We start from the raw sequence: 23049 nt of genomic DNA, 5'->3' as shown, positions 1-23049 counted from the left end.
AGGCGTCTCTTATCACCAACAGCTTTATTTCTGCCGCTTCCTTCCAGGAAACGGCCAGGATACTGACCGAGGCCGCGATAGAAGGAAAGATGGATGAGATGTACGGGCTTAAAGAGAACGTGATAATCGGCAAACTTATTCCCGCGGGCACGGGATTTGCCGGATACAGGTACCTTGAACTGACGCCGAAGATATAAGAAGGAGAAAGATCAAATGCCGACCATAATGCAGCTGGTAAGAAAGGGAAGAAAGCAAAGCAAACAGAAAAGCAAGGCTCCCGCTCTGGAGGGCTCTCCGCTTAAAAGGGGCGTCTGTATCAGGGTGTACACCACCACTCCAAAAAAGCCGAACTCCGCATTGAGAAAAGTGGCGAGGGTCCGCCTTGTCAATGGAATGGAAGTAACTGCTTACATTCCGGGAGTCGGGCACAACCTTCAGGAACACTCGGTCGTCCTGATCAGAGGCGGAAGGGTCAAAGACCTTCCCGGTGTCAGATATCACATAGTAAGAGGGACTTTTGACACGGCCGGAGTGGAGAACAGGTTAAAGTCAAGATCAAAATACGGAGCCAAGAGGCCAAAGGGCCAGGGGAAAGCGGAGGCTAAATAACATGCCGAGAAGAGGAAGGATAAGCAAGAGAAAGGGATCTGCCGATCCCAAGTTCGGGAGCCTGATGGTGCAGAAGTTCGTTAACAAACTTATGATCAAAGGCAAGAAGGCAACGGCCGAAAAGATCTTTTACGGGGCCATGGACCAGGTCGCAAAAAAGAGCTCGCAGGACCCGATGGCCGTATTTGAAAAAGCGCTGAAAAACATCACGCCCTTTATGGAGGTCAAATCCAGAAGGGTCGGCGGCTCGACCTATCAGATCCCGATCGAAGTAACCAAGGACAGGGGGACTTCTATAGCCATGAAGTGGCTAAGGATGTCGGCACAGGAGAGGCAGGGACGTTCCATGGCAGAAAAGCTGGCCTCCGAGATAATGGATGCTTCTAACGGGACAGGCGGAGCGGCAAAAAAGAGAGAGGACCTGCACAAGACCGCAGAGGCCAACAAGGCTTTTGCGCATTTCAGGTGGTAGAGGGAAAGGAAGAAGATGGCAAGACAATTCACGATTGAGAAGACCAGGAACATCGGTATCATGGCCCACATCGATGCGGGCAAGACCACGCTTACCGAGAGGATCCTTTATTATACGGGCAAGCTGTATAAGATCGGCGAAGTGCATGAAGGCACAGCAACCATGGACTGGATGGAGCAGGAAAAAGAGAGAGGGATAACTATCACCTCCGCTTGCACGACCTGTTCCTGGAAAGAGCACAGGATAAATATAATAGACACGCCGGGTCACGTTGATTTTACAGTAGAAGTGGAGAGGTCCCTGCGCGTCCTTGACGGGGTTGTGGCGGTGTTCTGCGCGGTCGGAGGCGTCCAGCCTCAGAGCGAAACTGTCTGGCGGCAGGCTGTAAGGAACCATGTTCCAAGGCTTGCTTTTGTCAACAAAATGGACAGGGTGGGGGCGGATTTTAAGAGGGTAATGAAGATGATGCACGAAAGGCTCCATACCCATCCGGTCGCCATACAGCTTCCCATCGGAGCGGAAGACTCTTTTAAGGGCGTGATAGACCTGGTGGAGATGAAGGCCATCGTTTATGAAGATGCCGAAGGTGAAAAGTTCAAAGTGGAGCCGATACCGCAGGAGTTAAAAAGCAAGGCCGCAAGGTACCATGAAAAAGTTCTTGAAGCGGCTGCTGACGCGGACGATGAATTAATGCTAAAATATCTAGAGGGACACAAGTTAACGGTAGAAGAGATTAAGACCGGGCTTAGAAAAGGTTCGATCGGCGGGAAAATCGTTCTGGTCACCTGCGGAACCGCTTTCAAGAACAAAGGCGTTCAGCCCCTGCTGGACGCGGTCATAGAATATCTTCCTTCACCGGTTGACATACCTGCGGTAAAAGGGATAGACCCCGACAGCGGGGAAGAGGCGGTGCGAAGGGCCTCTGACAGCGCGCCCTTTGCAGGCCTGGCGTTCAAGATAATGACGGACCCGTTCGTGGGAAAACTGACTTTTTTTAGGGTGTATTCAGGAACAATGAAAAGCGGATCATACATATTGAATTCGACAAAGGGTACAAGAGAAAGGATCGGAAGATTGCTGCAGATGCATGCCAATAAGAGAGAAGAGATCGAAGAGGTCAACGCGGGAGATATTGCCGCGGCGGTAGGCCTTAAGAATACCACCACCGGGAACACTTTGTGTGACGAGAAAGCGCCGGTCATACTTGAGTCCATGGTATTTCCGGAAACGGTAATTTCCGTTGCTATAGAGCCCAAGACCAAGGCAGACCAGGAAAAACTGGGAGCCTCTCTGCAAAAGCTTGCCGAAGAAGACCCGACCTTTACGGTCAGGACGGATCCCGAGACCGGGCAGACGATCATCGGAGGCATGGGAGAACTTCATCTCGAGATAATCGTGGACAGGCTGCTGCGCGAGTTCAAAGTCGATTCCAATGTGGGCAAACCTCAGGTGGCCTACAGAGAGACCATCAAGGGAGGCGCTCAGGCCGAAGGAAAGTTCATCAGACAGACGGGAGGCCGAGGACAGTACGGCCATGTTTATATTAAGATCGAGCCTTCAAAGGAAAAGACCTTTGAATTTGAGAACAAGATCGTCGGAGGCGCAATTCCGAGGGAATACATTCCTGCTGTCGAAGCGGGTATCAAAGAGGCAATGACCGGTGGCGTGCTTGCCGGTTATCCGGTCTTGAACGTAAAAGTCACTCTGTATGACGGTTCTTTCCACGAAGTCGATTCTTCCGAGATCGCGTTCAAGATAGCAGGTTCTATGGCTTTCAAAGACGCGGTGATGAAGGCAAAGCCCGTGCTGCTGGAGCCCATAATGAAGGTGGAGGTCGTTACCCCGGAGCAGTACCTGGGCGATGTTATGGGAGACCTCAACAGCAGAAGGGCCCGCATAGAAGGCATGGAGTCCTATAAGGAAATGCAGACCATAAAATCAAAAGTGCCTCTTTCCGAAATGTTCGGTTATTCCACAACTTTGCGGTCTTCTTCCCAGGGAAGGGCTTCCTATACAATGGAGTTCTCGTCCTATGAAGAAGTGCCAAAGAACATAGCGGAAGGTATAATCCTTAAATCGTCGGGAAAGGCGCAGGAATAAAGTGTCAAGACAAAAGATAAGGATCAGGCTCAAGGGATATGACCACAGGATGCTGGACCAGTCCTCGCAGAAGATCATAGAGACCGCAAAGAGGGCGGGGGCCGCGGTTTCGGGCCCGATACCTCTTCCGACCGATAAAGAGGTTTACTGTGTGCTGAGGTCGCCGCATGTCGATAAAAAGTCGAGAGAGCATTTTGAGATAAGGACGCACAAGAGGCTGATAGACATCCTGGATCCGGCTCCCCAGACAGTGGATGCTCTGATGCAGATAGATCTTCCGGCCGGCGTCGATATAGAAATAAAACTATCTTAAGGGAAATAAAATGGTTCTTGGAATATTCGGTAAAAAATTAGGTATGACCCAGGTATACGACAAGGCGGGAGCTGCTGTTCCGGTAACGGTAATAGAGGCCCTGCCGTGCTTTGTTACCAGGATACTTGAGGAAAAGAAAGCGGTCCAGATAGGTACAAGCGTCTCAAAAAGGTCTACCAAGCCGATCTTGGGTTCTTATGCTCAGTCAGGTGTTAAAGAGAACCTTAATAAATTTGAGGAGTTTGGCGCAGAAGACACTTCAAAGGTATCTTTGGGGCAGCAGATAAAGACGGATATCTTTGAAGCCGGAGAAAAAGTGTCCGTGATAGGAGTGTCCATCGGCAAAGGATTTGCCGGAACGGTAAAAAGACATCATTTCATGAGAAGCCATATGACCCACGGTTCCAAGTCCCACAGGATCCCGGGTTCTATCGGGGCGGGCACAACTCCTGGAAGGGTCTATAAAGGCAAAAGGATGGCAGGCAGGATGGGCGGAGAAAAAGTGACAGTGAAGAACCTTATGGTGTTTGAAGCGGACCCAGAAAAGAACATAGTGCTCATCAAAGGCGCGGTGCCGGGGCCCAGGGGCGCTTTTGTAACGATAAAGAGAACGGCTGCTAAAAAGGCGGAAAAGAAGAAATGACAAGCCTGAAACTGGTGGATATTAACGGGAAAAATTCGGGGACCCTTGAAGCAAGCGACAAGGTCTTTTCAAGGACCCCAAAAGAAAGCGTGGTCCATCTGGCCCTTACCTGGCTTATGGCCTCAAAAAGGCAGGGGACAGCTTCTTCCAAAACCAGGACAGAAGTAAGAGGCGGCGGCAAAAAACCCTGGAGCCAGAAGGGCACAGGAAGAGCAAGGTCCGGTTCCATAAGGTCTCCTCTGTGGAGAGGCGGCGGCGTCAACTTTGGTCCAAAGCCCAGGGACTTTTCGCACTCCCTTAACAAGAAAACAAGGGAAGCCGCGATAGCGATGGTGATAAGCGATAAAGCCATCTCTGACAAATTGAAGGTGGTAGACCAGGAACTGCCCGCTTCGGGAAAAACAAAAGATATGGCCTCTTTCCTTGAAAAGCTCGGGGCTCTAAACAGCCTTATGGTATTTGATGGAGCGGAAGAAAAGACGATCAGATCTGCAAAGAACCTGAAAGGTTCAAAACTGGTGCCTTCAAAGGACATAAATGTGCTTGATGTGGTAAGCCACGACTGGCTGCTGCTGGACAAGGCCGCGGTCAAAAGCCTGGAAAAGAGGTATGCCGGAAAATGAGGAACTTTGATCAGATAATAATCAAGCCTGTAATAACGGAAAAATCAGCCGGCCTTAAAGCTTCGTCAGATATCTATGCTTTTTCCGTTCTGCCCGATGCCACAAAGGTGGACATCAAGAACGCTGTCGAGAAGCTTTTTAATGTGAAGGTGCTAAGCGTCAACACCATAAACTCCGACGGCAGAAGAAGACAGGTCGGCCGCAGCGTCGGCAGGAGCGCAAGGACAAAAAAGGCGTATGTCAAACTTAAGAGCGGTCAAAAGATCGAGATGCTTGAAGGGATGCTGTAAAAATGGCAATTAAAACAAGAAGGCCGATCACGCCCGGCACCAGAGAGAGGATAGATCTGTCCTATGACGATATTACCTGCACTACACCCGAGAGATCCCTTACCCGGGTCCTGCACAAGCATGCCGGCAGGGATTTTACCGGCAGGATAAGGGTAAGGCATCAGGGCGGGGGCAATAAGAGAAAATACCGCCTGATAGATTTCAAAAGGGACAAGGACAACATGACGGCCACGGTCAAGACCATAGAGTATGATCCAAACAGGAATTGCAGGATAAGCCTTGTGGAATATGACGACAAAGAGCTCCGCTACATACTTACCCCGCTGGGACTGACCGTAGGGGACAAGATAGAATCCGGTCCCGATGCTGATATAACGCTTGGCAACTGCCTTCCCATCAGGAATATCCCGGAGGGCACCACGGTGCACAATGTAGAAATGGTCCCTCAAAAAGGCGGACAGCTGGCCAGGTCCGCGGGGTCCTTTGCGGTGATCTCTTCAAAAGAAGGCCGGTTCGCCACTCTCAAGCTTCCTTCCGGCGAGGAGAGGCTTATCAGCATAGAGTGCAGGGCTACCATCGGCCAGGTCGGCAATCTTGATGTAAAGAACGTTTCTTTAGGCAAGGCGGGCAGGAGCAGGCATAGAGGGATCCGGCCCAGCGTAAGAGGCATTGCAATGAACCCATGCGACCATCCGCACGGAGGCGGAGAAGGCAGATCGCCGGTGGGTCGTCCCGGACCCGTGAGCCCGACAGGAAAGCCGACGCTGGGCTTTAAGACCAGAGGCAAGAGAAAGGCAAGTAGCAAGTATATCCTTGTCAGGAGGAAATAAGGATGGCAAGATCGCTTAAAAAAGGACCTTTTGTTGACTATCATCTGATGGAAAAGATAGAGAAGGCTTCAAAGACCGGGGACAAAAAGATCATAAAGACCTGGTCAAGAAGGTCCACCATAATCCCTGAGATGATAGGTCTTACCTTTGCCGTGCATAACGGCTTGAAGCACATACCCGTCTACATAACAGAGAACATGGTAGGGCACAAACTCGGGGAATTTTCTCCTACGAGGAATTTTAGAGGGCACAGCGCTCCTACCGATAAATCGGCGTCCCTTACGTGATGAAAGGAAGGATCCCTGGAAATGAAGGTTAAGGCGCAGGCAAAATATCAAAGAGTTTCGGAAAGAAAAGTAAAAAGGGTTCTTGACCTTGTGCGGGGCAAGATGGCTAAAGAAGCTCTTGCAATACTTAAGTTCCTGCCGCATTCGGCAGCAAAGCTTGCAGAGAATGCTTTGAAGTCGGCTGTGGCAAATGCCAAGAACAACTATAAGATGGATGAAGCGTCTCTTGTCCTTTCCGAGTGCTATGTGGGCAGGGCTACGCCGCTTAAGAGGATAAGGCCCAGGGCAAGGGGAAGGGCTTTTTCGAGGATCAGGAGGTTCTCTCATATCACAATGTTCGTCGAAAGTCTGCAGGAACAAAAAGCGGAGGCAAAATAATGGGCCAGAAGATCCACCCTAAGGGGTTCAGACTGGGGATAATCGAGGACTGGGACAGCACATGGTTTGCCCAGGGCGACAGCTACGCGGACAATCTTGAGGAAGACCGGAGCATCAGGGACTTTTTGAAGAAGAAACTGTTCCGGGCCGGCATCTCAAAGATAAAGATCCACCGCAGGGCCAATCAGATAGAGATAGCAATATACACGGCCAAGCCGGGACTCATCATAGGAAAAGGCGGAAGAGATGTTGCTCTTGTCAGGGACGAACTGGTCAAAAAAACAGGTCCAGCTTGATATTCAGGAGGAAAGCAATTCGGAGACCTGTTCGATACTGGTTGCGGAGAACATAGCCAGCCAGCTGGAAAAAAGGATAGCTTTCAGGAGAGTGATGAGGCAGACCGTGCTCAAAGCTTTGCGCCAGGGTGCCAAAGGGATCAAGGTTATGATCGCGGGAAGGCTCGGCGGGGCGGAAATAGCCAGGACAGAGTGGTACAGAAGAGGACAGGTGCCTCTGCATACGCTCAGGGCCAGGATAGATTACGGCTTTACCGAGGCTATGACGCTATACGGAAAGATAGGCGTCAAGGTCTGGATCTATAAAGGCGATGTCCTGCCCGAAAAAGAAAGAAAGGCTCAGACTACGGCCCAGGAACAGGTCGTTACTCAGATGACGATGTGAGGTAAAAAAAATGGTATTGCAGCCGGGACGCACAAAATTCAGGAAACAGCAGAGAGGAATGATGAAAGGAAGGGCCTGCCGAGGCAACACTCTCGCCTTCGGGCAGTTCGGCCTGCAGTCCCTTGAAACCGCATGGCTCAAGGTTTCCCAGATAGAGTCCGCAAGAAAGGCCCTTACGCATTTTGTGAAAAGAGGCGGCAAGGTTTGGATAAGGGTCCTGGCCGACAAGCCTTATTCCTCAAGGCCGGCAGAAACTAGGATGGGCGGAGGCAAAGGCGCTCCAGAATATTTTGTGGCTCCTGTTAAACCCGGGACCATTTTGTTTGAACTGGCCGGTGTCAGCCAGAAAGATGCCAAAGAAGCAATGAGGCTGGCGGGGCACAAAATGCCCGTAATGACAAGGTTCGTGGAAAAAGCATAGGAAGGCAAGTGATGAAGTACTCAAAAATAAAAGAAATGAGCAGGCAGGAGATAAAAGCAAAAGAGGCCGAACTGCGTAAAGAGCTTCTTAAGTTCAGGTTCGAGTCCGCGGTAACGCAGGTCAAGAACCCGCTCAAAAAAAGGTCCCTTCGAAAAGACATAGCCAGGCTTTTGACCGCTGCAAGGGAGAAGAAGAATGCAGGAAAATAACAGGGAAAACAAAAAGAGATCAAGGACAGGTTTTGTCGTAAGCGACAAAATGGAGAAGACCGTGGTTGTTGCAGTTGAGAGGCTGTTCAAGCACCCGCTGTACAAAAAGACCATCAAGAGGCTGTCCCGGTTCAAGGCCCACGATGAGAAAAACAGCTGCAAGACGGGCGACAGGGTGGAAATAATCGAGACCAAGCCGATCTCAAAGGACAAAAGATGGCGGGTGGCCAAAATTCTTGGGGCGGAAAGGGACCAGGCGTAAAATGATACAGGTTCAAACAAGGCTGAATGTGGCGGATAATTCAGGAGCAAAACAGATCCTTTGCGTCAGGATACTGGGCACCTCTTTCAGAAGGTATGCCAGCGTGGGGGATGTGATAATAGGCGTTGTAAAGGACGCCACTCCCAATATGACGGTCAAAAAAAGCGCGGTGGTCAAAGCAGTGGTTGTCAGGGTAAAAAAAGCTCTGCGCAGGGATGACGCCTCTTATGTAAGCTTTGACGACAACGCGGCGGTCCTCATCAACGACCAGGGCAACCCGATCGGCACCAGGGTGTTCGGACCGGTGGCAAGAGAGCTGCGCGACAAGAACTATATGAAAATAATCTCATTAGCGGTAGAGGTGGTATAAAATGCAGCCAAGAATAAAAAAGGGCGACACTGCCCTGGTCATTTCGGGAAAAGACAAAGGTAAAAAAGGAAAGGTCCTTAAGGTCCTGCCGGACAAGGGCTGCGCCATTGTTGAAAAGATCAACACGGTTAAAAGACATTTAAAGGCCAACAGGAACTTTCAGGGAGGCATAATAGAGAAACTGCTGCCAATCCGGCTGTCCAAGCTTATGGCCGTGTGCCCGCATTGCTCAAAGCCGTCCCGACTTATCAAAAAGGACTCTTACAGGGCCTGCGCCAAGTGTAAAGAGATCATAGACAAGGTGAAATAAAGTGACAACCCTAAAGCAAAAGTACGACAAGGTAATAGTAAAAGAGCTCACAAAGGAATTTTCCTACACCAACAGGATGCAAGTCCCGTGCCTAAAGAAGGTAGTCATCAACAGAGGGCTTGGGGAATCCGTTTCCAATCCCAAGGCCATGGATATCTCTCTTGCCGAGCTTGCGGCTATCACCGGACAGAAGCCCGCGGTCACAAAAGCGAAAAAATCCATCGCCGCTTTCAAGCTAAGGGCCAAACAGCCCATAGGCTGCAAGGTTACGCTGAGGGGGACAAGGATGTACCACTTTCTTGACAAACTGATCAACATCTGCCTGCCGCGTATCAGGGACTTTAAAGGGATCTCTCCTAAGTCCTTTGACGGGCACGGCAACTACACCATGGGAGTGACCGAACAACTGATATTTCCAGAGATAGATTACGACAAGGTCGACAAGGTAAGGGGCATGGACATAACTATCTGCACCACGGCAAAGACCGATAAAGAGGCCAGGGCTCTTCTGACCCTCATGGGCATGCCGTTTAGGACAGCATAACGGAGGAACAAGAATAATGGGCAAGACATCCTGGCTGGCAAAACTGAAGAAGAAAGTAAAGTTCCCGACAAGAAGGAAGTCCCGCTGCAGAAAGTGCGGAAGGCCCAGGGCGGTGATAAAAAAATTCGGACTCTGCAGGATCTGCTTCAGGAGCGCGGCCCATAACGGGCTGCTTCCCGGGGTGACCAAATCGAGCTGGTAAAGGAGTACAAATGACTATACAAGACCCGATAGGCGATATGTTCTTGAGGATCAAGAACGCGATATTGAAAAGAGATGACAGGCTGGAGATGCCGGGCTCGACAATGAAGGCAAAAATAGCCGAATTGCTCAAGAACGAGGGATATATACACGGTTTTGAAATCCTTGCCAAAGGTCCCCGCAAGGTCCTAAAGATCGACCTCAAGTACGGACCCGACAAGAAATGCGCCATCAGCGGCATCAAGAGGGTGAGCAAGCCTTCGAGGCATTTGTACTCGGGAGCGAAGAACATACCTTTTGTGCAAAGCGGGTACGGATTGGCGATAATCTCAACTTCACAGGGGCTGATGACAGACTCTATGGCGCGGCAGAAAAATGTCGGCGGCGAAGTCATCTGCCAGATATGGTAGGAGTAATATGTCAAGAATAGGAAAAGCTCCGATAGAGGTCCCATCAGGCGTTGAGGTCAAGATAGACGGCAATAAGATATCTGTAAAAGGCCCCAAAGGCCAGACTTTGCTTGCTGTTGATCCCTCGATAAAAGTAGAGCTCGAGGGGACCACGCTGCTTGTTAAGAGGACCAGCGAAGAAAAGAAGGTCAGGTCCATGCACGGCCTCTACAGGTCTATGATAGCCAATATGGTAAAGGGAGCCCATACCGGCTTTGAAAAAGTGCTTGAAATAGTAGGCGTGGGCTATAAGGCGGCAAAGGAAGGAAAAAACCTTAACCTTTCCATGGGATATTCGCATCCCGTTGTCATTGTTCCTCCGGCAGGGGTGGAGTTTTCCGTTGAAGGCCAGACAAAGATAAAGATATCCGGATGCGATCCTGTTGTAATAGGGCAGATAGCCACCGATATCAAGCATGTCCGGCCAGTGGAGCCTTATAAAGGCAAGGGGATCCGTTACAGCGGACAGTATGTAAGAAGAAAAGCCGGTAAGACCGCGGCAAAAGCCGCATAATTTTTTGGGAGAACGAAATGAAAGACATTAAGAAAAAAATATTCGGAAGGTCGGTCAGGCCGAGACTGTCGGTCTTTATAAGCCTTAAGAATATTTATGCACAGATAATCGATGACGAGAACGCCAGGACGCTTGTAAGCGCCTCGACGGTCGAAAAAGAAGTGAAAAAGGACAAAAAGACGGCGGTTAATATCGCTTCCGCAAAAAAAGTGGGAGAAGTGCTGGCAAAAAGGGCGCTGGAAAAAGGCATCAACTCAGTTGTTTTTGACAGGGGAGAAAAAAAGTATCACGGAAGGGTCGAGGCGCTTGCGCAGAGCGTAAGGACGGCCGGCCTGAAATTTTAACAGGAGGGAAATGTGGCTCAATACAGAAGGAACGAAGAAGTAAAAGAATATAACGAGAAAGTGGTCCAGATAAGGCGCGTTACCAAGGTGGTCAAAGGCGGAAAAAAAATGAGCTTTCGCGCTCTTGTTATTGTAGGCAACGGCAAAGGCAAGGTGGGGCTGGGGCTTGGCAAGGCCAACGAAGTCGCATCTGCCATAAGAAAAGCCGTTGAGGACGGCAAGAAGAACCTGATAACGGTTGATATAAAGGACGGCACCATAGCGCACGACTGCACCGGAAGGTTTTCCGCAAGCAGCACGGTCATAAAGCCGGCACCTTCAGGGACAGGCGTTATAGCCGGAGGTTCTGTAAGGACGGTGCTGGAGCTGGCAGGCATTAAGAACATAGTTGCAAAATCCATCGGATCTGCAAATGCCATCAATGTGGCAAGGGCGACCATAGACGGACTGCTTCAGCTAAAAAGAACAGAGGTACAGGCGTCATGATAAAACTCGGGCACATATCTCCCGCAAAGGGCTCAAGGAAAAAACCGAAAAAAGTTGCCAGAGGGCACGGGAGCGGGCACGGTAAAACCGCCTGCAGGGGGCATAAAGGACAGAAAAGCCGCTCCGGGGGAGGCAAAGGCATAAGGTTCGAAGGAGGTCAGACACCGCTCTACAGAAGACTTCCCAAGATGGGCACCTTCAAGAACTATCCTTTCAAACAGGCGTACAACATACTCAATATAGCGCAGCTGGAGGTTTTTGAGGAAGGGGCTGTGGTAAAACTGCAGGACCTGATAGACAAGTTCTTTTCTTCCACAAAAAAAGCGTCCCTTCTTCCTGTCAAACTGCTTGGAGGCGGAGAACTTAAGAAAAAACTATCTGTAGAAGCTCATAAGTTCAGCGAAGAGGCGGCCAAAAAGATCGAGGCCGCAAAAGGAAAGGCTATCGTAATTAAGTGATCACAAGTCTTGCCGGATTGTTCAATATAGCAGACCTGAGAAAGAGGGTCCTCTTTACTCTGGGGATGATAGCGGTCTTCAGGCTTGGGGCGCACATCTCGGTCCCGGGAATAGACACCCTTAGGCTTCAGGCCCTTTTTAACCAGGGCAACCTTCTCGGGTTCCTGGACCTCTTTACAGGAGGAGCCTTGGTCAAATTCTCGATCTTTGCAATGGGCATTGTCCCGTACATCAACGCCTCGATCATAATGCAGCTTTTGACGGCTGTCATACCTCAGCTCGAAGAACTTTCCAAAGAAGGCGACTCCGGAAGAAAGCAGATAGCACAGTATACGAGATACCTTACGATCGCTCTGGCGGTCTTTCAGTCGGTGGGCATGTCCTTCTGGCTGAGGGGAGTGCTTGTGCCGGGATACAGCTTCCCGTTCTTTCTTATAAGTACCGTCATTTCTCTTACCGCCGGAACAGCGTTCATAATGTGGATCTCGGAGCTTATCTCGGCTAACGGGATAGGCAACGGGGCTTCTCTGATAATCTTTGCCGGCATTGTATCCAGGATCCCGTCCTATTTTGGGCAGACCTTTATGATCGTAAAAGGAGGGGCCAGCGTGGCAGGTGTCGCGGTCCTTCTTTCGGTCTTTCTTGTAATGATAGTTGCGATAGTGATAGTGCAGGAGGCGCAGCGCAGGGTGCAGGTACAGTATGCGAAGAAAATAGTCGGCCGCAGGGTTTACGGCGGTCAGACCACTTACATACCTTTAAGGCTTAACCAGGGAGGCGTTATCCCTATCATTTTTGCGTCCTCCGTGCTGCTGTTTCCGGCAACTATTGCGCAGTTCATACCCAATGATCTTGTAAGGGGGCTTGTTTCTGCGGTGTCACCGAGCGGCTCTTTTTATATGCTCTTTTATTTTCTGCTGATCTTCTTTTTCTGTTACTTCTATACAGCTATTACCTTTAACCCGAAAGAGCTTGCGGAAAACATCAAAAAGTACGGAGGGTTCATAACCGGGATAAGGCCCGGCAAGCCCACAGCTGACTTTTTTGAATATGTGATAACAAGACTGACCTTGATGGGGGCTGTCTTTCTTGCTGTTATAGCCGTTATCCCCAGCATTGTAGAAGGTCTTACGCATATTATGACTTTCCAGGGGCTGGGAGCCACTGCGCTGCTAATAGTAGTGGGAGTGGCCCTTGATCTGGTGCGTCAGATACAGTCCCATCTTATCAGCAGACAGTATGAAGGGCTTCTTACTTAAATGGAAAAGAAGCTCATATTTTTGGGCCCTCCGGGCTCCGGCAAGGGAACTCAGGCAAAAGAAATAGCCTTGGAGGCCGGGCTCGCGCATATTTCGATGGGGGATATTTTGAGGCAGGCGATAAAGGATGGGACGCCTTCGGGAATTAAAGCTCAGGAGCACCTTAAGGCGGGCACTCTTGTGCCGGATGACCTTGTCAATGAAATTGCCAGGGATGCGCTTGCCAAGGCAAAAAGCGGATTTATCCTTGACGGGTATCCCAGGACCGTATATCAGGCAAAATTTCTTGAAGGAATAACGGACATAAGCAGGGCTGTCTATATAGATGTGCCAAATGAGGAGATAGTTAAGAGGCTTTCAGGCAGGCTGTCCTGCAGGAACTGCGGAAGGGTATACCATGTATCCTCCAATCCTCCAAAAGAGGAAGGCAAATGCGATTTCTGCGCATCCCCTCTTTATGTAAGGAATGACGACAAAGAGGAGACGATCGTGAAAAGGCTCGAGGTTTTCGAAAAGGAAACGGCCCCTTTAAAGTCCCATTATGAGAAAAAGGGCCTGCTGGCAAAGGTTGACGGTTCAGGTGCTCCGGCCCGGGTAAAAGCCAGGATCCTTGCGGCGGTATGATAATAAAGAAGAATGAGGAAGAGATAAAGAACATTAAAGAGGCGTGCCGGATAGCGGCAAGCGTCCTGTTAAAAGCGGGGAAAGAGGTAAGAGCCGGGATGAAGACAATAGAACTGGATACTTTTATTGAGAATGAGCTCGTAAAAAGCGGCGCTAAGCCGGCTTTCAAGGGCTACAGGGGCTACCGCCATGCGAGCTGCCTTTCGGTTAACAATGAGGTGGTCCACGGCATCCCGGGCGACAGGGAGCTGTGCGAAGGCGATATTGTCGGCATTGATGTCGGAGCCATCTATAACGGCTGTTACGGAGATACCGCAAAAACCTTTCCGGTCGGCAAGGTCACAAAAAGCGCAAAGAACCTGATCCGGGCAGCGGAAGAATGCCTCGAGAAAGGCATTGAAGCAGTAAAAAGCGGCAAAAGAATAGGCGATATTTCCCATGCCATTGAGTCTCACGCTTCAAAAAAGGGCTACAGCGTTGTCAGGGACCTTTTCGGACACGGTGTCGGCAGGCAGCTGCACGAGGACCCTCTTATACCTAATTTTGGAAAGCCCGGTCAGGGGCCAAAGATAGAGACGGGCATGACCTTTGCGATCGAGCCGATGCTGAACACAGGACAGAGTTCGATAGAGACCCTGGACGACGGCTGGACCGTGGTCACTTCCGACGGCGGTCTGTCGGCGCATTTTGAGCACACGGTGCTGGTGAGCAGCGACAGCGTCGAAGTCCTGACAAGGATCTGAAATGGTAAAAGACAAGGATGTCATAGAGTTTGAAGGGGAAGTGCTCGAAGCTCTTCCAAGCGCTTTGTTCAAGGTAAAACTTGAGACTGGGCAGGTAATGCTGGCGCATGTGTCCGGCAAGATAAGAAAGCATTTTATCAGGATCCTTCCCGGGGACAAGGTCAGGGTGGAGCTTTCCCCCTATGATCTTACCAGAGGAAGAATTACCTACAGGGGGAAATAAGATGAAAGTAAGATCGTCGGTAAAAAAGATCTGCGTGGACTGCAAAATGGTCAAAAGGCAGGGCAAACTTTATGTTATCTGCAAAAATCCAAAGCATAAGCAGAGACAGGGCTGAAGGAGTAAAAGGAGAATAAAATGGCGCGAATTTCCGGGGTAGATCTTCCTAAGAATAAAAGGGCCGAGATAGGCCTCACCTATATCTACGGAATAGGGCAGACGGTAAGCCGCAAGATACTTAAAGAAGCCTCTGTCCCTGTTGATACCAAGATAAAGGATTTGACGGAGGAAGAGATAGTCAGGATAAGGGACATCATAAAGAATTACAAGGTGGAAGGCGATCTGCGCAAGGATGTTTCTCTCAATATAAAGAGGCTTATGGATATCGGGACCTACAGAGGCGTAAGGCACAGGAGAGGGCTTCCCGTCAGAGGCCAGAGGACCAAGACAAATGCAAGGACCAAGAGAGGCAAGAGAAAGACGGTCGGGGTCGGCAAGAGAAAAGAAGAAAATAAAAAGTCGGAATAAAGGGAGGTCTAATTAATGGCTGAAGAAAAAGAAGTAGTTAAGAAGAAAAAAAAGGACAAGAGGGCCCCTCTGCAGGGAACTGCCTATATTAAGGCTACTTTTAACAACACGATAATATCCATCACGGATTCAAAAGGCGCCGTGGTAGCCTGGGCATCCTCGGGGAACGCGGGATTCAAGGGCACCAAAAAGGGGACCCCTTTTGCGGCCCAGTCCGCGGCCGAGATCGCCGCGAGAAAGGCCCTTGAACTCGGGATGAAAGAAGTGAGCGTTTTTGTCAAAGGCCCGGGTTCCGGCAGAGAAACGGCTATCAGGGCGCTTCAGGCGGCCGGACTCGATATCAACTGTATTAAAGATGTGACGCCGATCCCTCACAACGGGTGCAGGCCCAGAAAGAGAAGGAGAGTTTAAATGGGAAGACACACGGGACCAAAATGCAAACTGTGCAGGAGCGAAGGGGCAAAGCTCTTCCTTAAGGGGGACAGATGCTATGGCGCCAAATGCGCATTTGCAAGAAGGGGCTATCGGCCCGGACAGCACGGACAGGCGCAGAAAAGGATGTCCGAGTTCTCTCTTAGACTCCGTGAAAAACAGAAAGCAAAAAGGATCTTTGGCCTCTCCGAGGTCCAGTTCAGGAATTATTTTGAACTTGCTTCAAAAAGCAAGACCTCTACCGGCGAAAAGCTGTTGGAACTGGTGGAAAGGCGACTTGACAATGTTGTTTTCAGGCTGGCTATGGCTTCTTCAAGAGAAGAGGCCAGGCAGCTGGTGCGAAACGGCCATATAATGGTTAACGGCAAAAAGGTCAACATTCCGTCCTTTTGCGTCAAGGTTAACGATGTGATAGGCGTAAAGGAACTTTCGGCGGGCAAAATGAAGGTGAGACTGGAAAAACTTTCGGAGCGCCAGGCCCCCTCGTGGCTCTCCTACGACAGCGAAAAAATGCAGGGGCAAGTGATGTCCTATCCCAGAAGGGAAGAGATGGACACCCTGATATCCGAGAACCTGATAGTCGAGTTCTATTCTAGATAGGAGGAGAAAAACAGATGGTGATTTTAGGAGAAAAGCCCTGGGTCAAGTACGAGCCGCATGACGATTATTACGGAAGGTTCATTGCAGAGCCTCTTGAGAGGGGATACGGCTCGACCCTGGGCAACACCTTGAGAAGAGTGCTCCTTTCGTCCCTGGTGGGGGCGGCGGTGACCTCGATCAGGATAGAGAATGTCGCGCACGAATTTTCCACTATACCGAATGTGGTTGAGGATGTGCTGCAGCTTATCCTAAACATAAAACAGCTTGTGATCCGGTCCCACTCGGATGTCCCTAAAATAATCAAGCTGGAAGCGCACGGCAAAGGGCTTGTTACCGCCAAGGACATAAAGCATGATGCGGAGATCGAAATAGTGAACCCGGACCAGCCGATCGCCACCCTTGAAGCCGGCGGCAAGCTCAATATAGAAATGGTGGTGGAAAAAGGAAAAGGCTTTGTGGTCGGGGAGAGGAACAAGAAAGCCAATCAGCCCCTGGGCACTATCCCGGTTGATTCTATCTTTACTCCCGTCAGAAAAGTGAACCTCACAATAGAAGAGGTCAGAGTAGGGCAGGAGATAAATTATGACAGGTTGGTGCTTGATGTGTGGACCAACGGCTCGATAAAGCCGGACGAGGCTGTAAAAGCAAGCGCCAAGATACTCGAGCGCCATATAGACATGTTCATAAACATGGGGGAACGGGCGGATGAACTCCAGATCGAGATAAAAGGCTCCGACGACCTGGACAACGCGGTCCTTGAAATGAGCGTGGACGAACTAGAGCTTTCCGCAAGGTCTCTTAACTGCCTTAAGAAGTCGGACATCAACAAGATCAGGGACCTGGTACAGCTTACCGAGGACGATCTGGACAAGATAAAAAATCTGGGGTCCAAATCAAGCGAGGAGATCAAGGAAAGCCTTTCCAGGTACAATCTGAACCTCAAGGGAGCTCAAAAAGGGGAAGAAAAGTAACATGAGGCACAAAAAAGCATATAGGAAACTGGGCAAACCCACGGACCAGAGGCTGGCCATGCTTAAAAGCATAACGGCGGGGCTTTTAAAGAACGGGAAGGTATCAACTTCTAAGGCAAGGGCGCTTGAAGTGAGGTTCTTTGCAGAAAAACTGGTGGCTCTTTCTAAAAAAGGGGACCTTTTCTCAAAAAGGAAAGCGTTCTCGATGATCCGGGATAAAGACCTTGTCAAAGAGCTCTTTGCAACGGCTCCGGAGAGGTTCAAGGATAACAAAGGCGGTGTGACCAGGATAACAAAGACAGGTTCGCGCAGAGGTGACAATGCAAAAATGGTCCTGCTGGAGCTGGTAAACTGAAAAAGGCACGCGGAAGGATGGAACAATGAAAAGGAACAGTACATATTCGGCAAAAACAGGGGAAGTGAGCAGGAACTGGTTCATAGTTGACGCCAGTGACAAGGTCCTGGGCCGGCTTGCCAGCAAAGTGGCCAATGTCATAAGGGGCAAAGAAAAGGCGGAGTACACTCCCCATATTGATACAGGCGACTTTGTCGTGGTAATAAATGCGTCAAAGATCAAGGTAACCGGCAAAAAGATGGAGCAGAAGATCTATTTCAGGCATTCCGGTTATCCTGGAGGCCACAAGATGACCGCGTTAAAGGACCAGCTTTCCAGGTTCCCGGAAAGGGTGATCACTTCGGCTGTAAGGGGGATGCTTCCTAAAGGAAGGCTGGGGGATAGGCTGATCACAAAATTGAAGGTTTATAAGGGTGCAGAATACAAGCAGACCGCGCAAAAGCCTCAGCAACTAGAGGTTTAAAAGGAGTAAAAAAATGACCGAAAGCCAGGAGACAAAGAAGACAGCGAAAAAGCCGGCAAGGAAAAAAATAGCCGCGGCAGCGGGTGAGACCGGAGCATCCGAAAAGACAACTCATTTCAAAAAAGAGAGCAAAAAAGATCTTCGTAAAAAGCCGCTTGCTGTTGCGGTGGGGAGAAGAAAGACCTCAGTTGCAAGAGTGTTCCTTTATCCCGGCAGCGGCGCCATATTCATTAATAAAAGGGACTACAGACAGTATGTTTCTAGCCGCCAGCTTTTGATTTCTTCTATCCTGGAGCCGCTTGTCATAGTAAATCAACTGTCCTCTTACGATGCCGAGGTCCTGTGCAGGGGAGGAGGAGTGGCTTCGCAGGCCGATGCGGTCAAGCTCGGCATTGCAAGGGCTCTGTGCCGCATAGATGCCGCACTAAAGCCTCAACTGTCAAAAGCAGGATGTCTTGCCAGGGACCCCAGAGCCAAGGAGAGAAAAAAATACGGCCGCAAACGCGCCAGGAAACGCTTCCAGTACACCAAGAGATAAAAAAGAGCCGGCGAAAGCCGGCTCTTCGATTTTTGGCCCCCATCATATTCTTTGAAATCCGCTCAAAATTGATCCGATGAAACCTTGTATGGATATTATAACAGGAGGTAATGATAATGGCGGTTAACTTTTATGAGGCAGCTAACGCAGGCGGAAGATACTTGGGAGGGCAGTCTTCAATTTTAAGACCCAACGGGGCCAACTGGGCAAGATTTGTTCCTTCAGAGCAGCTAAACCACAGGAGCGGAGTACCTGCAAATATTCTGATACCTGACCCCGTAGATACTAGGGCGCTTGCCCTGCTTGCCAAAGCCGGAGCAGCTTTTACCGTGCTCTGTCCGGACTCTGAGCCCTTAACAGACCCTGTTGCGCAGCTGCAGGCGGTGGCAAAAGCAGATCCCGGTATATCCGTGGTCATGCCCTTTGTAAAATACCAGTTCAAAGAGCCTGTGCTTGGTATGATGCCTGCTCTTCAGGCGGTGTGCCACTGGTCAACAGGGTACGATAATTCTGACGGCGCCTATATAAAGAACAGAGGGCTGGCGTATACTTATGCTCCCGGCCCGCTCACAAATGCCATGGCCGAGCTGACCACAGGCCTTATCCTTGACTCGCATTTCAGGATAACAGATTCTATTGCACAGGAAGGGGAGACCGGCATACCTCTTGAATACATTGCAAGTTACCCGACGGACATATCTTCACAGCAAACATTCGCTCAATTCCTGTTCGGACTTTTCTTGAGCAGAGTTCTGAGACTTCAGGATATGTATGAGTTCGTGCGAAGCGGCAGGTTTGTAGGCTGCGGAGTGGGCAGTGAAAGAACTATTTTCCATGACCAGCTTGCCATGGACAAAGAGGCGGGGATAGAAAGAACAGTAGGTGTGCTTGTCCCTGAAGAAGCAAGAGGGATATCTTCTATGTTCAGGGGCATTCTTGCGCCAAGAGATGCTAACCCTTTTGGCCTAAAGGATCTGGAAATTTCTTCCAATATCGGACAGGAGCATGACTACATAATAAGGCTTCCTTTTGCAAGGCGCATTAATAACGCGCCGAATGTTTTGGATCCTAACACCGTCACTATTAGGCATGGATTTGAACAAAATGTCTTTTCCGGACCCTCCCTTACAGGACTGACACTATCACTTGTCGGATTCGGAAGGATCGGCTCGGCAGTGGCTGTCAGAGCACAGGCTCTTGGCATGAACATCGTTGCTTATGATCCTTATCTGCCGCAGGAAGCCAGGGCAGGATATGCCGGGGTAACATTTGTTGATGACAAAGAAAGCCTTCTTAGGCAGGCGGATTTTCTGGTAATGATACCAAAGCTTACTGACGAGACAAGAGGTTGGCTGGGGGAAAAGGAGCTGGCAATGCTTAAGTCATACGCGGCTATAATCAACACTTCCAGAGGGCCTGTAGTTGACGAGGGAGCCGTTATGGCACATCTTAATTCAAGGCCTTTGGCAAGATATATGGCGGATGTCCTGGTTGATGAAGCAAACGATACGCACAGGGGCCTTGCTGAACTTGCGAACGCCAGGATAACAGGGCATACTGGCAGCGCCGCCGGAAGCAGGGATGGGATAGAAGGCCCTGCGGTAAGGCTAAGAATGCAGACCCTGGCGATCGAGCAGAATATCCTGCCTATTATAAGAGGAGAAGCGCCGACACATCCGATAGAGTAGACATTTTAGCCCCGACTTCTATAAGCCCCCCTCCGAGCGGGGGCTTATTTTATTTGTTTCTCAAAACTGGTACAATATATACTACAAATCTAAACTGAAAAAGGAGAGAACAGATGGCGTTCAAAGAGTACCTTTTGATCCCAGGTCCCACCCCGGTCCCGAACAGAGTGCTGGCCGCTATGGGAAAACAGATGATAAACCACCGGGGTCCTTCATTTTCTTCGATAATCAAAGAAATAGTGGAAGGCGTCAAGTGGGCTTATCAGACCAAAAATGATGTCATCACGCTCACAACCTCGGGCACGGGAGGGATGGAAAGCGCCATCGTCAATTTCTTGTCACCCGGGGATAAGGTCCTATCCTTAAATATAGGCGCCTTTGGCAACAGATTTGCCAAGATAGCCAGGGCCTACGGCGCGGATGTTGATGAGGTCAAGTTCGAAAGAGGCAAAGCCGTTGACCTTAAGACGGTAGAAGAAAAGCTGGCGCAGGACAAGGACAAGAAGATCAAGGCGGTGCTTGTTCAGCAGAATGAGACCTCGACCGGAGTTCTTAACGATATTGGATCGATCGCAAAGGTTGTCAAAAAACACGGCGCTCTTATCATTGTTGATGCGGTATCAGGGCTGCTGACGGCTCCTCTAAAAACTGATGAATGGGAATTGGACGTAGTTGTGTCCGGTTCGCAAAAAGCGTTCATGGTGCCTCCGGGACTTGCTTTTGTGGCTGTCAGCAAAAAGGCCTGGGCCGCGCACGAGAACGCAAAGATGCCCAGGTTCTATTTTGATTTTAAGGCTGCAATGAAATTCGCGGAAATAGGCGAGACCCCGTGGACTCCGGCCGTATCGGTCATCTACGGAATGCAGGAAGCTATAAGAATGCTTAGAGAGGAAGGTCTTGAAAACATCTTTGCCCGCCACGAAAAAATGTCAAAGGCAGTGCGCGCAGGCGTAAAAGCCCTCGGTTTAAAACTTCTTGCAGGCGACAGCGTTGCTTCTAAAGCCGTGACCGCAGTGTTCCCTCCCGAAGGAATGGATGCCGATGCCCTGCGCAAAAAGATCAGGGAAAAATACGGTGTTGTCCTGGCCGGCGGGCAGGAGGACTTAAAAGGAAAGGTCTTCAGGATAGGTCATCTGGGCTATATAGACAAGATGGAACTCCTTGCCGCTATGGCGGCTCTTGAGATAGAGCTTGTTGAGCTCGGCTCAAAAATAGAACAGGGAGCCGGAGTGGCGGCCATGGAGGAGATACTAAAATGAAAGTCCTGGTAGCCGACAAACTTGCCAAAGAAGGCGTAGAAAAGCTAAAAGGCGCGGGCCTTTCCGTTGATGTAATAACCGGCCAGACCGAAGAGCAGCTTGTCGGGATTATTGCCGCTTATGATGCGATGATAGTCAGGAGCGAGACCAAGGTCACCCCGGCTATAATCAATGCTGCCGCAAATCTTAAGATCATTGCAAGAGCGGGGGTCGGAGTGGACAATGTCAACCTGGAGGCCGCCACCAAAAAGGGGATAGTGGTGGTGAATTCGCCGGAAGGAAATACCATAGCGGCGGCGGAGCTTTCTTTTGCGATGATGATGTCAATGGCAAGAAATATCCCACAGGCCGTAGCGTCCTTAAAGGGCGGTAAATGGGAAAGAGGCAAGTTCATGGGCAGCGAGCTCTATAACAAGGTGCTGGGGGTCGTAGGGCTTGGCAAGATAGGAAGCCGCGTTGCCTCCTATGCCCAGGCTCTTGGCATGCGGGTCGTGGCCTATGATCCCTTTGTGAACGAGGATTATGCAAAAAAACTGGGAGTGGATGTGAAAGACCTTGACAGCGTCCTTAGCTTGTCGGACTATATCACTTTCCATATACCAAAGACCAAAGAGACCCTTAAACTGATAAACAAGGACAAGTTCTCCATAATGAAGGACGGGGTCAGGATAATCAACTGTGCCAGAGGAGGGATTATTGACGAAGCAGACCTGGCGGAGGCGCTTAAGTCAGGAAAAGTCAAAGCGGCTGCAATAGATGTTTTTGAAAAGGAACCGGCAACGGGTAATCCGCTTGTAGAGCTCGAAAATGTGATCGCTACCCCGCACCTGGGGGCCTCAACGCTTGAGGCCCAGGTAAATGTGGCGGTCGATGTGGTGGACCAGATAATTGATGTGTTCAAGGGCGAAAGCGCAAGGGCGGCCGTTAATATCCCTTCAATGAGGCCCGATGTGCTGGCCCCGGTCAAGCCGTATTTAAGGCTGGCAGAAAAGCTTGGGAAGTTCGCGGCCCAGATACTGGACGGAGCGATAGAAGAGGTTGAGATCTCCTATTTAGGAGAGCTTTCGGAGCTCAATGTTTCTCCTCTTACTGTTTCGGTTTTAAAAGGGCTTCTTGAAAGCGCGCTTGCCGAAGCTGTTAACCTGGTCAATGCGGGAGTTATTGCAAAGGAGAGAGGAATTAAGATAAAAGAGATAAAGAGCCTGGAAGCCGAGGATTTTTCCAATCTTATAATGGTAAAAGCCTCTTCGAAGGATAAGTCCCGTCTGGTCGCCGGCTGTGTCCAGGGTTCGTTCGGAGAAAGACTGGTTCGCATAGACGACTTTCGGACCGATGTTGTCCCCTCGGGCTATATGATAATCACCTCGCATACCGATAAGCCCGGCATAATAGGCTCCATGGGGACGCTGCTCGGCGACAACAAGGTCAATATAGCTTCGATGGATGTCGGCAGGCAGTCGGTCGGCGGAAAGGCCGTAATGGTCCTGAATATAGACAATACAGTACCGGATGAGCTGCTGAAAAAGATGGAAAAGCTCAGCGGCATAACAGAGGCAAGACTTGTCAAGATCTGAC

The 23049-nt window shown here is 50.1% G+C and carries 38 protein-coding genes and 1 pseudogene; all 39 read left to right on the top strand.

Going from position 1 to position 23049, the window contains the following annotated elements; translation table 11 throughout:
* Nucleotides 1–197: hypothetical protein (locus WC490_05440; GenBank protein ID MFA5098053.1), on the top strand; the 197-nt coding region annotated here is incomplete at its 5' end.
* Nucleotides 198–213: 16 nt separating this feature from the next.
* Nucleotides 214–609, top strand: a complete 396-nt coding sequence (gene rpsL / locus WC490_05435; GenBank protein MFA5098052.1) for a 30S ribosomal protein S12 — start codon at nt 214–216, stop codon at nt 607–609.
* Nucleotide 610: 1 nt separating this feature from the next.
* Entirely contained in the window at nt 611–1081 is a 471-nt protein-coding gene (rpsG, locus tag WC490_05430) for a 30S ribosomal protein S7 (protein ID MFA5098051.1), read from the top strand.
* A 15-nt stretch (nt 1082–1096) separates the two neighbouring features.
* On the top strand, nt 1097–3181 hold the full coding sequence (gene fusA, locus WC490_05425) for an elongation factor G (GenBank protein ID MFA5098050.1): 2085 nt from the start codon (nt 1097–1099) through the stop codon (nt 3179–3181).
* A gap of 1 nt (nt 3182) precedes the next feature.
* Nucleotides 3183–3494: a 30S ribosomal protein S10 gene (gene rpsJ / locus WC490_05420; GenBank protein ID MFA5098049.1), complete on the top strand. Its 312-nt coding sequence runs from the start codon at nt 3183–3185 to the stop codon at nt 3492–3494.
* Between the two features lie 10 nt (nt 3495–3504).
* Nucleotides 3505–4137, top strand: coding sequence for a 50S ribosomal protein L3 (rplC, locus tag WC490_05415; GenBank protein MFA5098048.1), 633 nt, complete (start codon nt 3505–3507; stop codon nt 4135–4137).
* On the top strand, nt 4134–4760 hold the full coding sequence (gene rplD / locus WC490_05410) for a 50S ribosomal protein L4 (protein MFA5098047.1): 627 nt from the start codon (nt 4134–4136) through the stop codon (nt 4758–4760). Before rplC ends, rplD begins: the two co-directional genes overlap by 4 nt.
* Nucleotides 4757–5050 (top strand): 50S ribosomal protein L23, encoded by a 294-nt coding sequence (locus WC490_05405; protein MFA5098046.1) that lies wholly within the window; start codon nt 4757–4759, stop codon nt 5048–5050. The genes rplD and WC490_05405 overlap by 4 nt, the downstream gene beginning before the upstream one ends.
* Before the next feature lie 2 nt (nt 5051–5052).
* Nucleotides 5053–5880 carry a 50S ribosomal protein L2 gene (gene rplB, locus WC490_05400; GenBank protein MFA5098045.1) on the top strand — a complete coding sequence of 276 codons (828 nt, stop codon included), beginning with the start codon at nt 5053–5055 and terminating at the stop codon, nt 5878–5880.
* A gap of 2 nt (nt 5881–5882) precedes the next feature.
* On the top strand, nt 5883–6167 hold the full coding sequence (rpsS, locus tag WC490_05395; protein ID MFA5098044.1) for a 30S ribosomal protein S19: 285 nt from the start codon (nt 5883–5885) through the stop codon (nt 6165–6167).
* A 21-nt stretch (nt 6168–6188) separates the two neighbouring features.
* Complete coding sequence (gene rplV / locus WC490_05390; protein MFA5098043.1) at nt 6189–6545, top strand: 50S ribosomal protein L22; 357 nt, start codon at nt 6189–6191, stop codon at nt 6543–6545.
* A pseudogene (gene rpsC, locus WC490_05385) lies at nt 6545–7226 on the top strand (30S ribosomal protein S3). Before rplV ends, rpsC begins: the two are co-directional and overlap by 1 nt.
* 10 nt (nt 7227–7236) lie before the next feature.
* Complete coding sequence (gene rplP / locus WC490_05380; protein ID MFA5098042.1) at nt 7237–7647, top strand: 50S ribosomal protein L16; 411 nt, start codon at nt 7237–7239, stop codon at nt 7645–7647.
* Between the two features lie 11 nt (nt 7648–7658).
* Nucleotides 7659–7856 carry a 50S ribosomal protein L29 gene (gene rpmC, locus WC490_05375; protein ID MFA5098041.1) on the top strand — a complete coding sequence of 66 codons (198 nt, stop codon included), beginning with the start codon at nt 7659–7661 and terminating at the stop codon, nt 7854–7856.
* The gene (rpsQ, locus tag WC490_05370; GenBank protein ID MFA5098040.1) at nt 7843–8118 is read left to right on the top strand and encodes a 30S ribosomal protein S17; all 276 of its coding nucleotides are present in this window, start codon (nt 7843–7845) and stop codon (nt 8116–8118) included. Before rpmC ends, rpsQ begins: the two co-directional genes overlap by 14 nt.
* A 1-nt stretch (nt 8119) precedes the next feature.
* A complete protein-coding gene (gene rplN, locus WC490_05365) occupies nt 8120–8488 on the top strand; it encodes a 50S ribosomal protein L14 (protein ID MFA5098039.1) in 369 nt (122 codons plus the stop codon).
* Between the two features lies 1 nt (nt 8489).
* On the top strand, nt 8490–8798 hold the full coding sequence (gene rplX / locus WC490_05360; protein ID MFA5098038.1) for a 50S ribosomal protein L24: 309 nt from the start codon (nt 8490–8492) through the stop codon (nt 8796–8798).
* A 1-nt stretch (nt 8799) separates the two neighbouring features.
* Complete coding sequence (rplE, locus tag WC490_05355; GenBank protein ID MFA5098037.1) at nt 8800–9342, top strand: 50S ribosomal protein L5; 543 nt, start codon at nt 8800–8802, stop codon at nt 9340–9342.
* Between the two features lie 16 nt (nt 9343–9358).
* Complete coding sequence (locus WC490_05350) at nt 9359–9544, top strand: type Z 30S ribosomal protein S14 (protein MFA5098036.1); 186 nt, start codon at nt 9359–9361, stop codon at nt 9542–9544.
* A 10-nt stretch (nt 9545–9554) separates the two neighbouring features.
* Nucleotides 9555–9953 (top strand): 30S ribosomal protein S8, encoded by a 399-nt coding sequence (gene rpsH / locus WC490_05345; GenBank protein ID MFA5098035.1) that lies wholly within the window; start codon nt 9555–9557, stop codon nt 9951–9953.
* 7 nt (nt 9954–9960) lie between these two features.
* Nucleotides 9961–10506, top strand: coding sequence for a 50S ribosomal protein L6 (gene rplF / locus WC490_05340; GenBank protein MFA5098034.1), 546 nt, complete (start codon nt 9961–9963; stop codon nt 10504–10506).
* 17 nt (nt 10507–10523) lie between these two features.
* Nucleotides 10524–10850: a 50S ribosomal protein L18 gene (rplR, locus tag WC490_05335; protein MFA5098033.1), complete on the top strand. Its 327-nt coding sequence runs from the start codon at nt 10524–10526 to the stop codon at nt 10848–10850.
* Nucleotides 10851–10862: 12 nt separating this feature from the next.
* Nucleotides 10863–11336: a 30S ribosomal protein S5 gene (gene rpsE / locus WC490_05330; GenBank protein MFA5098032.1), complete on the top strand. Its 474-nt coding sequence runs from the start codon at nt 10863–10865 to the stop codon at nt 11334–11336.
* Entirely contained in the window at nt 11336–11794 is a 459-nt protein-coding gene (gene rplO, locus WC490_05325) for a 50S ribosomal protein L15 (GenBank protein MFA5098031.1), read from the top strand. Before rpsE ends, rplO begins: the two co-directional genes overlap by 1 nt.
* On the top strand, nt 11791–13053 hold the full coding sequence (gene secY, locus WC490_05320) for a preprotein translocase subunit SecY (protein MFA5098030.1): 1263 nt from the start codon (nt 11791–11793) through the stop codon (nt 13051–13053). The genes rplO and secY overlap by 4 nt, the downstream gene beginning before the upstream one ends.
* Complete coding sequence (locus WC490_05315; GenBank protein ID MFA5098029.1) at nt 13054–13677, top strand: nucleoside monophosphate kinase; 624 nt, start codon at nt 13054–13056, stop codon at nt 13675–13677. It begins immediately after the preceding gene.
* Nucleotides 13674–14420, top strand: a complete 747-nt coding sequence (map, locus tag WC490_05310; GenBank protein MFA5098028.1) for a type I methionyl aminopeptidase — start codon at nt 13674–13676, stop codon at nt 14418–14420. Before WC490_05315 ends, map begins: the two co-directional genes overlap by 4 nt.
* A 1-nt stretch (nt 14421) precedes the next feature.
* Nucleotides 14422–14643 carry a translation initiation factor IF-1 gene (gene infA / locus WC490_05305; protein ID MFA5098027.1) on the top strand — a complete coding sequence of 74 codons (222 nt, stop codon included), beginning with the start codon at nt 14422–14424 and terminating at the stop codon, nt 14641–14643.
* A 1-nt stretch (nt 14644) separates the two neighbouring features.
* Nucleotides 14645–14758 carry a 50S ribosomal protein L36 gene (rpmJ, locus tag WC490_05300; GenBank protein MFA5098026.1) on the top strand — a complete coding sequence of 38 codons (114 nt, stop codon included), beginning with the start codon at nt 14645–14647 and terminating at the stop codon, nt 14756–14758.
* Between the two features lie 20 nt (nt 14759–14778).
* Nucleotides 14779–15168 carry a 30S ribosomal protein S13 gene (rpsM, locus tag WC490_05295; protein ID MFA5098025.1) on the top strand — a complete coding sequence of 130 codons (390 nt, stop codon included), beginning with the start codon at nt 14779–14781 and terminating at the stop codon, nt 15166–15168.
* A gap of 15 nt (nt 15169–15183) precedes the next feature.
* On the top strand, nt 15184–15579 hold the full coding sequence (rpsK, locus tag WC490_05290; protein ID MFA5098024.1) for a 30S ribosomal protein S11: 396 nt from the start codon (nt 15184–15186) through the stop codon (nt 15577–15579).
* Nucleotides 15580–16200 (top strand): 30S ribosomal protein S4, encoded by a 621-nt coding sequence (gene rpsD / locus WC490_05285; protein MFA5098023.1) that lies wholly within the window; start codon nt 15580–15582, stop codon nt 16198–16200. It abuts the gene before it with no gap.
* Nucleotides 16201–16214: 14 nt separating this feature from the next.
* Nucleotides 16215–17171: a DNA-directed RNA polymerase subunit alpha gene (locus WC490_05280; GenBank protein MFA5098022.1), complete on the top strand. Its 957-nt coding sequence runs from the start codon at nt 16215–16217 to the stop codon at nt 17169–17171.
* A gap of 1 nt (nt 17172) precedes the next feature.
* Nucleotides 17173–17526: a 50S ribosomal protein L17 gene (gene rplQ, locus WC490_05275; protein ID MFA5098021.1), complete on the top strand. Its 354-nt coding sequence runs from the start codon at nt 17173–17175 to the stop codon at nt 17524–17526.
* Between the two features lie 25 nt (nt 17527–17551).
* On the top strand, nt 17552–17989 hold the full coding sequence (gene rplM, locus WC490_05270; protein MFA5098020.1) for a 50S ribosomal protein L13: 438 nt from the start codon (nt 17552–17554) through the stop codon (nt 17987–17989).
* 13 nt (nt 17990–18002) lie between these two features.
* Nucleotides 18003–18527 (top strand): 30S ribosomal protein S9, encoded by a 525-nt coding sequence (rpsI, locus tag WC490_05265; protein MFA5098019.1) that lies wholly within the window; start codon nt 18003–18005, stop codon nt 18525–18527.
* A 116-nt stretch (nt 18528–18643) separates the two neighbouring features.
* Nucleotides 18644–20215, top strand: coding sequence for an NAD(P)-dependent oxidoreductase (locus tag WC490_05260; protein MFA5098018.1), 1572 nt, complete (start codon nt 18644–18646; stop codon nt 20213–20215).
* Nucleotides 20216–20328: 113 nt separating this feature from the next.
* A complete protein-coding gene (locus tag WC490_05255; protein MFA5098017.1) occupies nt 20329–21474 on the top strand; it encodes an alanine--glyoxylate aminotransferase family protein in 1146 nt (381 codons plus the stop codon).
* Entirely contained in the window at nt 21471–23048 is a 1578-nt protein-coding gene (serA, locus tag WC490_05250) for a phosphoglycerate dehydrogenase (GenBank protein MFA5098016.1), read from the top strand. The genes WC490_05255 and serA overlap by 4 nt, the downstream gene beginning before the upstream one ends.
* Nucleotide 23049 lies beyond the last annotated feature (1 nt).

The sequence above is a fragment of the Candidatus Margulisiibacteriota bacterium genome, from assembly GCA_041650635.1.
Classification (GTDB): domain Bacteria; phylum Margulisbacteria; class WOR-1; order JAKLHX01; family JBAZKV01; genus JBAZKV01.
The sequence above is the reverse complement of the archived record's forward strand: the minus strand, read 5'-3'. Positions and strand labels throughout refer to the sequence as shown.